This is a genomic window from Burkholderia sp. PvR073 (genome assembly GCF_054055695.1).
Genome location: NZ_JBSRXO010000002.1, coordinates 488,864 through 502,767, shown reverse-complemented (window position 1 = coordinate 502,767; position 13,904 = coordinate 488,864). Strand labels below are relative to the sequence as shown.

12 protein-coding genes are annotated in these 13,904 nt (G+C 69.5%); 5 read left to right on the top strand and 7 right to left on the bottom strand.

Going from position 1 to position 13,904, the window contains the following annotated elements; translation table 11 throughout:
- Window positions 1-168: 168 nt before the first annotated feature.
- From ACVK00_RS09465 to ypfJ, 7 genes are all read right to left on the bottom strand, one after another.
- Window positions 169-1,107 carry a helix-turn-helix domain-containing protein gene (locus ACVK00_RS09465; RefSeq protein WP_166725453.1) on the bottom strand — a complete coding sequence of 313 codons (939 nt, stop codon included), beginning with the start codon at window positions 1,105-1,107 and terminating at the stop codon, window positions 169-171.
- A 60-nt stretch (window positions 1,108-1,167) separates the two neighbouring features.
- Complete coding sequence (locus ACVK00_RS09460) at window positions 1,168-1,758, bottom strand: DUF3156 family protein (RefSeq protein WP_284895336.1); 591 nt, start codon at window positions 1,756-1,758, stop codon at window positions 1,168-1,170.
- Window positions 1,755-3,257: an APC family permease gene (locus ACVK00_RS09455; RefSeq protein ID WP_284895337.1), complete on the bottom strand. Its 1,503-nt coding sequence runs from the start codon at window positions 3,255-3,257 to the stop codon at window positions 1,755-1,757. The genes ACVK00_RS09460 and ACVK00_RS09455 overlap by 4 nt, the downstream gene beginning before the upstream one ends.
- Before the next feature lie 271 nt (window positions 3,258-3,528).
- Window positions 3,529-4,869: an aspartate aminotransferase family protein gene (locus ACVK00_RS09450; protein WP_175744926.1), complete on the bottom strand. Its 1,341-nt coding sequence runs from the start codon at window positions 4,867-4,869 to the stop codon at window positions 3,529-3,531.
- 72 nt (window positions 4,870-4,941) lie between these two features.
- On the bottom strand, window positions 4,942-6,444 hold the full coding sequence (locus ACVK00_RS09445) for an aldehyde dehydrogenase family protein (RefSeq protein ID WP_284895338.1): 1,503 nt from the start codon (window positions 6,442-6,444) through the stop codon (window positions 4,942-4,944).
- A 262-nt stretch (window positions 6,445-6,706) separates the two neighbouring features.
- Entirely contained in the window at window positions 6,707-7,438 is a 732-nt protein-coding gene (locus tag ACVK00_RS09440; RefSeq protein ID WP_284895339.1) for a helix-turn-helix transcriptional regulator, read from the bottom strand.
- A gap of 118 nt (window positions 7,439-7,556) precedes the next feature.
- Complete coding sequence (gene ypfJ, locus ACVK00_RS09435; RefSeq protein WP_006755273.1) at window positions 7,557-8,432, bottom strand: KPN_02809 family neutral zinc metallopeptidase; 876 nt, start codon at window positions 8,430-8,432, stop codon at window positions 7,557-7,559.
- Between the two features lie 428 nt (window positions 8,433-8,860).
- Between ypfJ and ACVK00_RS09430 the strand changes: the two genes are divergently transcribed.
- From ACVK00_RS09430 to ACVK00_RS09410, 5 genes are all read left to right on the top strand, one after another.
- On the top strand, window positions 8,861-9,652 hold the full coding sequence (locus ACVK00_RS09430; RefSeq protein ID WP_284895340.1) for an SDR family NAD(P)-dependent oxidoreductase: 792 nt from the start codon (window positions 8,861-8,863) through the stop codon (window positions 9,650-9,652).
- Window positions 9,653-9,853: 201 nt separating this feature from the next.
- Window positions 9,854-10,897 (top strand): LysR family transcriptional regulator, encoded by a 1,044-nt coding sequence (locus ACVK00_RS09425; protein ID WP_228908102.1) that lies wholly within the window; start codon window positions 9,854-9,856, stop codon window positions 10,895-10,897.
- Between the two features lie 100 nt (window positions 10,898-10,997).
- On the top strand, window positions 10,998-11,675 hold the full coding sequence (locus tag ACVK00_RS09420; RefSeq protein ID WP_284895341.1) for a DUF4286 family protein: 678 nt from the start codon (window positions 10,998-11,000) through the stop codon (window positions 11,673-11,675).
- 88 nt (window positions 11,676-11,763) lie between these two features.
- Entirely contained in the window at window positions 11,764-13,083 is a 1,320-nt protein-coding gene (locus ACVK00_RS09415) for an MFS transporter (RefSeq protein WP_284895342.1), read from the top strand.
- 49 nt (window positions 13,084-13,132) lie between these two features.
- Window positions 13,133-13,834, top strand: coding sequence for a DUF2848 domain-containing protein (locus ACVK00_RS09410; RefSeq protein ID WP_284895343.1), 702 nt, complete (start codon window positions 13,133-13,135; stop codon window positions 13,832-13,834).
- The last annotated feature ends 70 nt before the right edge of the window (window positions 13,835-13,904 follow it).

The window sequence follows — 13,904 nt, the reverse complement described above, 5'->3', positions numbered from 1 at the left end:
CCGCCCCTCTGTTGTCATCGATTCGCAGTGCAGATCGATGGAGTTGTCGATATGGGTGACAGGACTCTATCCAGCGAAAATTCGGGACCTCTATCCCAAATCAGCAAATGGTGAAGCGATCGGGTAACACACGATGGCGCGCGGCGTCAGCGTCGCGGCGCGAAGACGTCATTCGGGACGCAAGGTCTGCGACGGCAGCTCGCCGAACAGGTCGCGATACTCGCGCGCGAAATAGCCCAGATGCGTGAAGCCCCAGCTCGCGGCGGCCTCGCCGACGCCGAGTTGGTGCGCGCCAGTGGTGCGCAGCAGGCGCCGCACCGCGTTCAACCGGATCGTGCGCAAATAGCCGACGGGCGTGACGTCGGCGACGCGCTGGAAGCTCGTCTGCAGCGTACGGCGGCTGCAGCGCAGCGCGCGGCACAGTTCGAGCACGGTGACGGGTTCCTCCGGCCGGTCGCGCAGATGCTTCTCGCAACGGCTGACGATATCGCTGTAGGTGGCGTGCGTGATGTCGCGGCGCTCGACGCCGATGCCCTGATCGAGCGCATCGAGGAACATGCCGAGCATCGCGTCGCGGAACATCTTGCGGGTGGCCGCGTATTCGAGGCAGCCGGGATTGCGCTGCGCGTCGTCGATCAGCGACGACAGCCGCGCGCCGAGCGCGACGCCCTGCTCGTCCGACAGCCGCGTGACGTGCCGCAGCTTGCGCGCGCCGGCCGCGCCGAACTCGGCTTCGCACAGCTCGTCGACCATGTCCGATGCGGCGCTGATCCCGACCAGCCCCATCCCTTCCGGCGTATGGAATTCGAAATCCTCGCCGGCGCGCAGCGCGAGCAGCGCATAGCCGTCGATCGGCTGGCCCTGGAACGTGCCGGCGAGCGGCACCGACAACGGTACCGCGAGCGACGTGCGCCGGGCCGGCGCGAGGCCGGTTTGCGCGACACGCCGGTTGGTCGTCTCGCGGAAGAAATGGAAGTCGTCGTACAGCACCTGCGTGACGGTGCCCCTGAACCGGCCCGGCGTCATCTGGCGGTAGACCTGATGCCAACCGGCGATCGCGAGCCCGTGGTCATGCACGTCTTCGTGTGAGCGTGACTGGAACAGCATCGGCGTCTCCGGTAAAACCCTGAATCCACGTTGCGGCCGCACGGCTCGCAGCGGCACAGCTTACCCCCGCAAAATTCCGCGCAGTGCGGTTTCGAATGCAAGACAGGCCGCCGACAGCGCGGCGGCCTGCTCGCCGGTCAGGCGGACATAGCGGCGAAACGACGGCATCCGGTTCACCACCTCGCTGCCGCCGAACGGCACGACGGCAAGCGTCCAGCGTCCGTCGTGCGCGGCGATCGTGCAGTCGGTCAGGTGCAGCGGGCGCAACGCATCGGCGAGCGACGGCTGCGCGACGAGTGCGGCCACCGCGCGCGCGAATCCGGGGTCGCATCCCCGCTCGGGTTCGGCCGCGACGCCGGTGCGCCGCAGCCAGCCGGTCTGGAGCACGCGTGCGCGGCCCTGTGCGGGGGGACCGTGCGCGGTGACCATCACCTGCACGCTGACCGTATGCATCAGGAACTGACGCTCGACGCGTTCGTCGACGCGCACGTGCACACCGTTCGGCAGCCGGGCCATGGTGTCGGCCGCGCCGCCGTTCGCCTCGCGCACCGCACCGAGGTCGGCCAGCACGCGCGCGGCGATCGCGCCGGGCCGGTGGCCGGGCGGCGGTGTGTCGGGCGCCATGCGCCACCGGGTGAAGGCGAGCTTCACGACGCGACGTGCTCGCGGCGCAGCACTTCCTCGACCGGCACCGGCTTGAACGGATGCCGGCGCTGCACGACGACCGTCCAGAACAGCGCATACAGCGCGGTGAGCCCGAGCATCGCGCCGAACGGCACGTAGATGTCGCGCGCGTTCATGCCCGGCGGCGTGATGTACCAGATCGCGAGCACGATGCCGACGCTCGACACGATCTGCGGCAGCGGGAACAGCGGCGAACGGTACGGGCGCGGCAGGTCGGGACGGCGGATGCGCAGCATCACGACCGACGCGGTGACGAGCAGGTACGCGGTGCCCCATGCGCAGGTCGCGGCGAGCACGAGGTGCAGGATGCTGTCGAGGTTGCCGTGGATCAGCCATGCGTGGGCGATCGGCACGATCGCCGCCGCGACGATGCCGACCACCGGCGTCTTGAAGCGTGGATGCAGATACGCGAAGCAGCGCGGCAGCGCGCCGTCGATCGCCATCCCGTACAGGATGCGCGGCAGCCCGGCCATCAGCGTGTTGATCGTCGCGGCGCCCGCGCACAGGAACGCGATGCCGAACCACACGCGGCCGAAGGGCCCAAGCACCTGCAGCGCGAACGCGGGAATCGCGCCCGGCGTGTCGAGCAGGTGCGTCAGGCCGTCGGGGCTGACCGGCACGTTCGCGACCTGGCGGCGGATCGCCGCGCCGTACAGGAACATGCAGATCGCGACGCCGACGAGGCCGAGCGCCATCGCGCGCGGAATCGTGCGGCCCGGCGCCTTCATTTCCGGCGCGAGCGGCGTGACGAACTCGCAGCCGACGAACATGAACATCGCCATCCCGACCAGCGACAGCACGGCCGGCACCGACGTGCCGACTTCCGAGCCACCGAACCAGCCATCGAGATGCACGGCGGGCGCCGCGGCGAGGCCGAGGATCCCGAAGATCATCAGCGACAGCCACATGCCGGCCGTCAGCACGATCTCGAGCTTGCTGAACACCTTGATGCCGATGATGTTGCTGATCGCGAACGTGACCACGAGGCCGACGCCGACGAGCCACGAGCTGTTGTGCTTCTCGAACGCGGCGTTCAGCGACTCGAAGCTCACGAGCGCCATGATGCCGCTCAGGATCGTCTCCGCCGTGCCGGCGAACACGTGTACGAGGAAATACGCGGAAATCGTGCCGGTGATCGCCCAGAAGCGGCCGAGCCCGCACGACAGGTAATCGTAAACCGAGCCGGCCGTCGGCAGCATCGCGGCGGCTTCGGAGAACGTCGTCGCCTGCGCCTGCATCATCACGAACGCGATGATCATCGCGACCGCGAACGCCCAGCCGCCCATCCCGAAGCCCGAGGTCGCGGTGAGGATCACCGGGCTCGCCATGATGAGGCCGACGGCACTCGCCAGCGCGGTCGGAAACCCGACCGCGCCCGCCGTCAGCACCGTGCCGCCGCCCGCTTCAGCCGGCGCACCGGCGGGCGTTTCGCCCGCGGCGCCGGTCACTCCAGACCATCCCGACATCGTCGTCTCCTTCCTGTTTCGGCCGGCGCCGCCGCTGCGGCGCCCGTTCCGTGCTTCGCGGTCGGCCCGGGGCAGCGCGTCAGCGCTTCGACCCCAGGCCCCTGTCGATCAAACTTGATCCGATGTCGAAAAAATACGCAGGCAAAATAATTCGGTCATAGCGCAAATCGGCAAAACGGCGGTGGGGAGCGGGTTATCCCGCCCTCCACCGCCGGTTCGTCCTCACGCGCTCACGCGGTCACGACAGCACGCCCTTACGGCCCTTACACCCTCACGCGAACGGCACGGTCTCGAAGCCCGCCGCGAGCGCATCGACGATCCGGTCGAGCGGCTCGCGCTGGATCACGAGCGGCGGCGACAGGATGATCTTCGTGCCGACCGGACGCACCAGCACGCCGTGCTCGCGCGCCACTTCCGCGACCGCGTTCGCATAGCCGGACAGCGGGTCGATCGGCTCGCGGGTCTGCTTGTTCGCGACGAGATCGAGCGCGAGCATCAGCCCCTTGCCGCGCACCTCGCCGACCGCCGCGAAGCGTTCCGGAAACGACCGCAGCGCTTCGAGCAGATACGCACCCTGCTTCGCCGCGTTCGCCGGCAGGTCTTCCTTCACGACGATGTCGAGGCTCGCGATCGCGGCCGCGCACGCAACCGGGTGCCCGGCGTACGTGTAGCCGTGCATGATCGCGCCGCCGAAGTCCGCGTTCGCGGCGAATGCGTCCTCGATCCGCGCGTTCACGGCCGTCGCGCCGAGCGGCACGTAACCGGACGAGATCCCCTTCGCGAGACACATGATGTCTGGGCGCACGCCCCACCCGCGGCTGCCGAACATGCTGCCGCTGCGGCCGAACCCCGTCACGACTTCGTCGGCGATCAGCAGCACGCCGTAGCGGTCGCACACCTCGCGCACGAGCGGCCAGTAGTTGGCCGGCGGCACGATCACGCCGCCCGCGCCCTGCACCGGTTCGGCGATAAAGGCGGCAACCGTGTCGGGGCTCTGGAACTGGATCTCGCGCTCCAGCATTTCCGCGCAGATCCGGCCGAGTTCCTCCGGATCCTGCGTGAACGGGTTGCGGTACAGCCACGGCGTCTCGACGTGGAAGCAGCCGGGCAGGTTCGGCTCGTAGTTGCGGCGGAACACCGTATTGCCGTTCACCGACGCGCCGCCGAAGTGCGTGCCGTGATAGCCCTGCTTCAGCGAGATGAACTTCGTGCGGTCGGCCTGGCCGCGCACCTTCCAGTACTGGCGCGCGATCTTCAGCGCGGTCTCGATCGAGTCGGAGCCGCCCGAGCTGTACAGCACGCGGCGCATCCCTTCCGGCTCGAGCATGTCGATCAGCTTCTTCGACAGCTCTTCCGCGCGCGGATGCGAGATGCCGTCGAACAGCTGGAAATATTCGAGTTCGTCGAGCTGACGCACGATCGCGTCCTTCACTTCCTGGCGGTTATGCCCGACGTTCACGTTCCACAAGCCCGCGACGCCGTCGACAAGCTTGCGCCCCTCTTCGTCGAACACGTAGCAGCCGTCGCCGCGCACGATGCGGATCGGCTTGCGCTGTTTCATTTCGTTCGGGTGCAGCATCGGGTGCCAGAACTTCGCTTCGTTGTAGCTCATTGCAGTCTCCACTGTCGGATCGGTTGAACCTCGATCGCTCGGGTTCGAGGTGGTCGGCGTTGGCGCCGCGCGTCAGTGCGCGATGCAGACGGATTTGGTTTCGGTAAAGCCTTCGATCGCGTATTGCCCGAACTCGCGGCCGATGCCCGACTGCTTGTAGCCGCCGAACGGCATCGACGGATCGAGCGGAATGTGACAGTTCACCCACACGGTGCCGGCCTCGATCTGCGGCACGAGGTTCATCACGCGCTTCAGGTCGTTGCTCCAGATGCTCGCGGCAAGGCCGTACGGCGACGCGTTGGCGAGCCGCACCGCGTCGGCCGCATCGTCGAACGGCACGACGACGATCACCGGGCCGAACACCTCGTCGCGCACGATCGCGCTGTCCGGATGCGGATCGGCGATCACGGCGGGCTTCACGTAGTAGCCGGGCAGATCGTCGGCCGGCGTGCCGCCCGCGAGGAACGTGAGGCCCGCGCGGCGCGCGCCTTCGATGTGCTCGACGACCTTGTCGCGGTGGTGCGCGGAGACGAGCGGGTTGATCTGCGCGGTCGTGTCGAGGCCCGCGCCGAGCTTCATCGACTGCGCGACGCCCGCGAGGCCGTCCGCGAGCTGCGCGAACTTGCTGCGGTGCACGTAGATGCGCGACGCGGCCGCGCACACCTGCCCCTGGTTGAAGAACGCGCCGGCGGCGACGCCGTCGAGCGCCTGCGCGACGTCGACGTCGTCGAGCATCACGATCGGATTCTTGCCGCCGAGTTCGAGCGAGAAGCGCGTCATGTTCTGCACGGCCGCCGCGCCGACCAGCTTGCCGGTCGCGGTCGAGCCGGTGAACGAGATCTTCGCGATCGACGGGTGGCTCGACAGCGCGGCGCCGCACGTGCGGCCGCCGGTGACGACGTTGAACGCGCCGGGCGGCACGCCGGCCTCGCGGGCGAGTTCGGCGAGGCGCAGCGCGGTGAGCGGCGTTTCCGGCGACGGCTTGAGCACGATCGTGCAGCCGGCCGCGAGCGCCGGAATCAGCTTCCACACCGCGATCATCAGCGGGAAATTCCACGGCACGATCGCGGCGACCACGCCGACGGGCTCCTTGCGCGTATAGGCCGTATAGCGCGCGCCGGGCGGGAACGGGATCGACACGTCGAGCGTCTGGCCGGTGATCTTGGTCGCCCAGCCGGCCATGTAGCGCACGTATTCGACGCTCGCGCCGACCTCGATCGCGCGCGACACGTGGATCGACTTGCCCTGGTTCAGCGTTTCGAGCTGCGCGAGCGTCTCGGCGTCGGCTTCGATCAGCTCGGCGAGCTTCAGCAGGATGCGCTCGCGCTCGGCCGGGCGCAGCCCGCTCCACACGCGGGTGTCGAACGCATGTTTCGCGCTCGCGACCGCGCGATCGACGTCGTGCGCGTCGGCATCCGCGACCGTCGCGAGCCGCTCGCCCGTCGCCGGGTCGTACACGTCGAGCCGTGCGGCCGAGTGCGCGGGCTGCATCGCGCCGTCGATGAAAAGGCCGAAGTCGCGTGCGACGAAGGTGCGCACGGTGTCGCTGACGGCGACGAAGTTCGTGGTGCTCATGGGCGTCTCGATGATTGTCGTGGCTGGGCCGCGTGCGTGCGGGCATGCGGGCGTCGAACCACTGTATCGATGGGGGATCGCGCCCGGTGAGCGCAAATTGGCAGCGCGTGGCGGATCGACACGCGGGTGACTCGGGAACGTGGAATGGCGGCGTGCGAACGCCGCGCTATCGTCGGATGAATGGTGTGGCGTGAAGGCGGCGTGAAGGCGGCGTGAAGGCGGCGTGAAGGCGGAGGCGGAGGCGGAGGCGGAGGCGGAAAAATTACAGGAACAACGCGCCGACCAGTTCCGTGCGGTTCGACACGCCGAGCTTCCGGTACATGCGCATCAGGTGCGTCTTGATGGTCGGCTGCCCGAGCGCGAGATCGCGTGCGATCTCCTTGTTCGAGCGGCCGTCGCGCACGAGGCGTGCGATCTGTTCCTCGCGGTAGGTCAGCCGCTCCTCGCAGCCGATCCGGTGGATCCCGCGCCGCGCACGCAGCAGTGGGACGAGCGCCGCTTCCGCGACGGGCTGCAGCCGCGCCAGCGCGTCGACCTCGCCCGGCGCGAACCGGCCCGCCGTGCTGTTGCCGTGCGCGTCGCCTTTTCCGAAGCGCAGCAGCGAAAACGCGCCGACGGTGCGACCCGCGTCGTCGCGCAGCCAGATCTCGACGACGTCGGCGACATCGTGCCGCCGCAGGAAACGGGTCCAGTACGCGGACGCGGCACGTCTTTCGTCAGGCAATTGGGAAGCGAGCGTCACGACCGCGCGAATGCCCGCCGCGCAGCGCGACGGATGCAGCGGATCGAGCATCCGGTAACGCGCGAGGTAGGTGCGATGCATCGACTCCGGCATCCCGAACAGCTCGAAATCGGCCGGCTCGCCGCTCAGGTCGAGCCGGTAGAACACGATCGCGGACGGGCTCGCGAATGCATCGAACGCAGCGACGCACGCATGCAGCGCGCGCTGCCAGTCGGCGGCTTCGTGGTCGGCGGGAACGGATGGGGTCGGCATGATGGGAGCGGCCGGCGGCCGACGCGTCGAAGTTCGGGCCAGCCTACCGGCGCCGAAATGGGCCGGTGAGCCCAAATCGGCAATTCGTCAGCGGGCGGCGGGTGGCGCGCCCGCCCCGTCAGTGCGCGTTCGCGGCGAACGTGTCGCAGGCGCTCACTTCACCCGCTTCCATCCCGCGCCGCAGCCAGTACACGCGCTGTTCGCTCGTGCCGTGCGTGAAGCTTTCCGGCGCGACGTAGCCCTGGCCTTGCTGCTGCAGCCGATCGTCGCCGATCGCGGCCGCCGCCTTCAGCCCCTGCTCGAAATCGCCGGGTTCCATCAGCCGCTGGTTCGCGCGCTCCGCGTTGTTCGCCCATACGCCGGCGAAGCAGTCGGCCTGCAATTCCATCCGCACCGACAGCGCGTTCGAACGCGCCTGGCTCGAACGGCGGCGCGCGGCATCGACCTTGTCGGAAATGCCGAGCAGGTTCTGCACGTGATGGCCGACTTCGTGCGCGATCACGTAGGCCTGCGCGAAATCGCCGCCCGCGCCGAACCGCTTGCGCAATTCGTCATAGAAACCGAGATCGATATACACCTTGTGGTCGCCCGGACAGTAGAACGGCCCCATCGCGGTCTGGCCGGTGCCGCACGCGGTCGGCGTCGAGTTCGTGAACATCACGAGCTTCGGCGCCTCGTACTGAGCATGCAACTGGGTGTTGAACACGCCCGTCCACGTGCGCTCGATATTGCCGAGCACCTTGCGCGTGAACACCGCGCCGGGATCGTTCGCCGGCGCGCCCTGGTGCTGCGTGGGCGCGGGCTGCGCCTGCTGCTGCCGGCCCTGCAGCGCCGATGCGCCTTCGAGCACGACGCGGGGGTCGATCCCGAAGAAATACGATGCGGCCAGCGCCACCACGATCGTGCCGATGCCGATCGTCGCGCGCCCGCCGAACCCGCCGCCGCCGCGTCGATCCTCGACGTTCGCGCTTTCTGTTTCGTCGTCCAGCCTCATTGCCGGCCCCTCCCTGCTCTTGTCGATGGTCCGGCCGCACGATGCGCAACCGGGCGATCCGCCGCCGCGACAGGCGCGATCGGCGGACGCGATGGATCCGTATCCGGCGCACGCTCACGCCGATATCGCCGCCTGCCGTTCCGCGTGCACGACGGAATCGGCCGGCGCGCCGCGCCGGTGCGCGGGCTCGCCCGCGCTACGCCCGTGCTATTTTGCCGGGCTTTTGCGGCTTGTCGCAAAAATACGGAGGATAGAGCGATTCGGCGCCGAGGATCGTCAGCCTTTGCAAAATGGCCGAGATCCAGCCGGCCCGGTGCCGCGCGCAACCCTCGGCCGTCCGGCCGGTACATGTTCATCCTTTCGGCGGATACCGGCGTGCGTCGACGCCGCCTAAAGTGACCGGAAACGACACCCTTCCGGAGAATGACATGACGCACCCGCAACCCCGAACGATCGCGATCACCGGCGCAGGCACCGGCATCGGCGCCGCGTGCGCGCGCCGCTTCGCCGCCCGCGGCGAGCGCGTCGTCTTGATCGGGCGACGCCGGACGCCGCTCGACGCACTCGCCGCCGAGACGGGCGGCCTCGCACTCGCCGGCGACGCCGCGAGCACGGCCGAGTGGGCCCGCTTCCTGCCGGAGATCGCCGAACGGTTCGGCCCCGTCGACGCGCTCGTCGCGTGCGCGGGCGGCCACGGCCTCGGCCGCGCGGACGAAACCGACGACGCGCAATGGCGCGACGCGATGCACGCAAATCTCGACACCGCGTTCGTCAGCGCACGCGCGTGCCTGCCGGACCTGATCGCGCAGCGCGGCAGCATCGTGCTGGTTGCGTCGATCGCCGCGCTCGCGGCCGGGCCGGGCGTGTGCGGCTATACGGTCGGCAAGCATGCGCTGCTCGGGCTCGCGCGGTCGCTCGCACGCGACTACGGGCCGCACGGCGTGCGTGCGAACGCGGTGTGCCCGGGCTGGGTTCGCACGCCGATGGCCGATGCGGAAATGACGCCGCTGATGTCCGCGCATGGCGACACGCTCGACGGTGCGTATGCGCGCGTGAGCGCCGACGTGCCGCTGCGGCGCGCGGCCGATCCGGACGAAATCGCGGCCGTGTGCGCATTCCTCGCATCGCCCGACGCGTCGTTCGTGACGGGCGCGACGCTCGTCGCCGACGGCGGCGCGACGGTCGTCGATGTGCCGACGCTCGCGTTCGACAAGCTTTGACGCCGGAGGGCGAAGCATCCGCGCGATGCGTGCTTGAGCGCGACCGCGCGACGTGCCGCACACGTCGTCCGGCACTGCGTCGGCCGCGCCCGGCCCTGCACACGCCCCGCACGCGCCCCGCTCGTTTCCCGCCCCCGAAATCCGCTAACATCGACCGATCCCGCCGCCTTCGTGCGGCACCGCCTCACCGTTCGGAATTCGATGAACATCCGGTTTCTTGAAACCTTCGTCTGGCTCGCGAAGCTGGAGAACTTCCGGCTCACGGCCGAGAAACTGCACACGACGCAGGCGGCCGTGTCGAGCCGCATCGCGTCGCTCGAAGAGGCGTTCGACGTGCGGCTGTTCGACCGCAACACGCGTTCGGCCACGCTCACGCCCGCGGGCCGGCGCATGCTCGCGTACGCGGAGCGGATCGTGCGGCTCGACGGCGAGATGCGGCGCGACATCGACGCGGCGAGCGACGCGGGCCTGATCCGGATCGGCGTGATCGAGTCGATCGTGCACAGCTGGTTTCCGGCGCTGATGGCGCAATTGCGCGAGCGCTATCCGCGCCTCGACGTCGAGATCACGAGCGACACGACGCTGCACCTGATCCGCCTGCTCAGCACCGACGGCGTCGACCTGATCCTGCAGACCGACCCGGTGCCCGGCCCCGACTTCACGAACCTGCCGCTGTGCGAATTCCCGGTGCACTGGGCGGCGAGCCCGCGTCTCGGGCTCGGCGGCGAACGGCTCGACGTCGCGCGGCTTGCCGCGTACCCGATCATCAGCTTCTCGCGCCATTCGGGGCCGCACGCGACGATCGAGCGGCTGTTCGCTGCCGTCGAGCGGCCGGCCAGCATCAACTGCATCACGTCGGTCGCCGCGATGATCCGGCTCGTCGCCGACGGTTTCGGCGTGGCCGCGCTGCCGCCCGCGATCATCGGGCGCGAACTGCAGGAAGGCGCACTCGAACTGCTCGACGTGGAACCCGAATTCCCCGCGCTGCCGCTCGTCGCGTCGTATCGCACGCAGGGCCTGCCGGTCGCCGCGCGCATCGCGGAGCTGGCGAGCGAAGTCGCGCGCGCGATGCCGGCCGCCGCGAGTCATGCGAAGCCGGCCGCATCGGCAAAGGCCAAGGCCGATTCCGTCGGCAAGGCCGCTGCCCGGCCGGCGACAAAAACCGGAACCGCGGCGGCAAAACGCACGCCGAAATCCGCGCCGCCCGCCGCCGCTGCGGCGAAACGCCGTCCGCGCCGCTCATAAGAAAACCTGTTCACCGCGAATTTGTTTTCTTGTTGGACGGGCACGGCCCGTCTTCGGGACACTGCGGGTTCCTGACACCCCCCGTCACAAGGAACCCGCAATGACCCGCCTTTCCCTTCCGCACGGCCAGCTCTGCGTCTGGACGGATATCGACCCCGCGCACGAAGCCGATTTCAACGCGTGGTACGACCGCGAGCACATGCAGGAGCGTGTCGCGATTCCCGGTTTCACGCATGCGCGGCGGTTTCGCGCGACCGACGGCGGCCCGCGCAAGTATCTCGCGCTGTACGTGACGGACACGCTCGACGTGTTCCGCGGCGACGCCTACCGGCGCGCGTTCACGCAGCAGACCGCATGGTCGCTCGCGAACTTCGAGCGCATGACGGGCACGCAGCGGCGGGTCGGCGACCTGACGATCGAGGCCGGCGATGGCGAAGGCGTGCATCTCGCGCTGTTCGTGCTGCCGCCCGAACGCATCGACGTGCCGCGCCTGCGCGAGCGCTTCGACGCGGCGCTGCGTGAACCTGGCATCCATGCGGCACGCCTGTTCCGCACCGCGCCGGACCTGTCCGCGCCGATCGGCGCCGATGCGGCCGCGCGTCCGGCCGCCGACGCGCTCGTCCTGATCGAAGGCAGCGACGCCGCGGCCACGCGCCGGGTCGCCGCCGCCATCGCCGGTCACGACGACGTGCGCACCTTCGACCTGATGTGGCGCGCCGCCGCGCCGCTGCCGGTGGCAGGCGCCGAAACGCAGCCGGCCGCCGCCCTGCCGGCCTGAACGCCGGCTTCGCCACCGGCCGCGGCGTCCGTCATCCGCACGCGGCCGGCGCATCGACCCCCGCGCGTCCCCCGTCATCCTTCACGACATGCCCGACACCATGAGCACTCTCGCCCAGCCCGCCGCCCACGCGCCCCGCCGTGTCCGCAACAGCCGACTCGCGTCCGCGAGCATGATCGGCACGTCGCTCGAGTGGTACGACTTCACGATCTACAACACGCTCGCCGCGCTCGTCTTCAACCATCTGTTCTTTCCGTCGGTCGACCCGCTGGCCGGCACGATCCTCGCGTTCTCGACCTATGCGGTGGGCTACGTGTCGCGTCCGCTCGGCGGCTTCGTGTTCGGCAACCTCGGCGACCGCATCGGCCGCCGCGCGGTGCTGATGCTCACGCTCGTGCTGATGGGAATCACGACCGCGCTGATGGGCGCGCTGCCGACCTATGCGCAGGCAGGCATCCTGAGCCCGATCCTGCTCGTCGCGCTGCGCTTCGTGCAGGGCGTCGCGCTCGGCGGCGAATGGGCCGGCGCAGTGCTGCTGTCGGTCGAGCACGGCGACCAGAAGCGGCGCGGGCTGTCCGCGTCGTGGACGCAGATGGGCCCGTCGTTCGGCACGCTGCTCGGCACCGGCTGCATCGCGCTGGTGACGCTGTCCACCACGTCCGACACCTTCCTGTCGTGGGGCTGGCGCGTGCCGTTCGCGGCCAGCGCGCTGCTCGTCGTGTTCGGCTTCTGGCTGCGCCGCGGCGTCGACGAAACGCCGCAGTTCGAGCAGCTCGCCGAGTCGCACGCGACCGCCGAAGTGCCCGTCGCCGAAGTGCTGAAATGCCACTGGCGGCGCCTGCTGATCGCCGGCGGCTCGCGCATCGGCTCCGACGTGCTGTATGCGCTGATCGTCGTGTTCACGCTGACCTACGTGACGACCGTGCTGCACCTGTCGCGCCCCGTCGCGCTGACGGCGGTGATGGTCGGCACGGCCTGCAACGCGCTCGCGGTGCCGTTCTTCGGCGCGCTGTCGGACCGCTTCGGGCGCCGTCCGGTGTACCTCGCCGGCGCGCTCGCCGGCATCGTGTGGGCGTTCGTGTTCTTCACGATGCTCGACACGGCGCGGCCGGGTGCGATCGTCGCGGCCGTCGCGATCGGCCTCGTGATCCATGCGGTGATGTACGGCCCGCAAGGCGCGTTCGTCACCGAGCAGTTCCCGACGCGCGTCCGTTATGCGGGCTCGTCACTGGCGTACACGCTCGCCGGCATCGTCGGCGGCGGCTTCGCGCCGCTCGTGATCGCAACGCTGTTCCGCCAGACGGGGACGACGACAGCCGTGTCGCTGTACGTTACCGCGGCGCTCGTCGTGACCTCGATCGCGCTGCTCGCCGCGCGCGAGACCGCGCACCGTCCGCTCGCGGACTGAGCGTCCCGCTCGCCCACCTCATTCATTCGCACTTCAAACGGATACCCGCATGCAAGCCCTGTCGTTCAACGTGATGTCCCTGCAACGCGCACCGGCACAGGTGGACGTCGAGATCGAACGCGTCGTGATCGCCGGCTGGGCAGGCCGCGATCCGGACGCGATCCGCGCACACATCGACGAACTCGCGGCGCTCGGCGTCGCGCCGCCGTCGACCACGCCGTGTTTCTATCGCGTAGCGTCCGCGCTGCTCACGCAGGCGCCGTCGATCGGCGTGCTTGGTGCGCGCTCGGGCGGCGAGATCGAGTGCGTGCTGATCGACAGCCCGGCCGGCACGCTGGTGACGGTCGGTTCCGATCATACGGATCGGGAAGTCGAGGCCTACGGCGTCGCGGTGTCGAAACAGGTGTGCGCGAAACCGCTCGGCCGCGATGCCTGGCGTCATGCGGACATCGCCGATCACTGGGACGCGATCGAGATGCGATCGTGGCTGGTCAGGCCCGGCGGCGAACGCGTCGCATATCAGCACGGTGCGCTCAGCGGACTGCTCGCGCCGGAGGTGCTGTGGCAGCGCTTCGACGACCGGCGCACGATGCCCGCACGCTGCGCGATGTTCGGCGGTACCGTCGCCGTGCACGGCGCGATCGCGGCGATGGGCGACGGTGATGCGTTCGAGATGGAACTGCACGATCCGGTGCTCGGACGCAGCCTGCGGCACCGGTATGCAATCGAGGTATTGCCGGTCGTGGCGTGACGAAGCGTGGCGGGTACGCAGGCAACGATGGGCATCAACCGCATGCCGGCCCGCCGCCCGCCTTCGCCGC

Coding starts and splice junctions, on each gene's coding strand:
- ACVK00_RS09465 (WP_166725453.1), bottom strand. CDS start 1,107: ATGCTGTTCCAGTCACGCTCACACGAAGACGTGCATGACCACGGGCTC.
- ACVK00_RS09455 (WP_284895337.1), bottom strand. CDS start 3,257: ATGTCGGGATGGTCTGGAGTGACCGGCGCCGCGGGCGAAACGCCCGCC.
- ACVK00_RS09450 (WP_175744926.1), bottom strand. CDS start 4,869: ATGAGCTACAACGAAGCGAAGTTCTGGCACCCGATGCTGCACCCGAAC.
- ACVK00_RS09445 (WP_284895338.1), bottom strand. CDS start 6,444: ATGAGCACCACGAACTTCGTCGCCGTCAGCGACACCGTGCGCACCTTC.
- ACVK00_RS09440 (WP_284895339.1), bottom strand. CDS start 7,438: ATGCCGACCCCATCCGTTCCCGCCGACCACGAAGCCGCCGACTGGCAG.
- ypfJ (WP_006755273.1), bottom strand. CDS start 8,432: ATGAGGCTGGACGACGAAACAGAAAGCGCGAACGTCGAGGATCGACGC.
- ACVK00_RS09430 (WP_284895340.1), top strand. CDS start 8,861: ATGACGCACCCGCAACCCCGAACGATCGCGATCACCGGCGCAGGCACC.
- ACVK00_RS09425 (WP_228908102.1), top strand. CDS start 9,854: ATGAACATCCGGTTTCTTGAAACCTTCGTCTGGCTCGCGAAGCTGGAG.
- ACVK00_RS09420 (WP_284895341.1), top strand. CDS start 10,998: ATGACCCGCCTTTCCCTTCCGCACGGCCAGCTCTGCGTCTGGACGGAT.
- ACVK00_RS09415 (WP_284895342.1), top strand. CDS start 11,764: ATGCCCGACACCATGAGCACTCTCGCCCAGCCCGCCGCCCACGCGCCC.
- ACVK00_RS09410 (WP_284895343.1), top strand. CDS start 13,133: ATGCAAGCCCTGTCGTTCAACGTGATGTCCCTGCAACGCGCACCGGCA.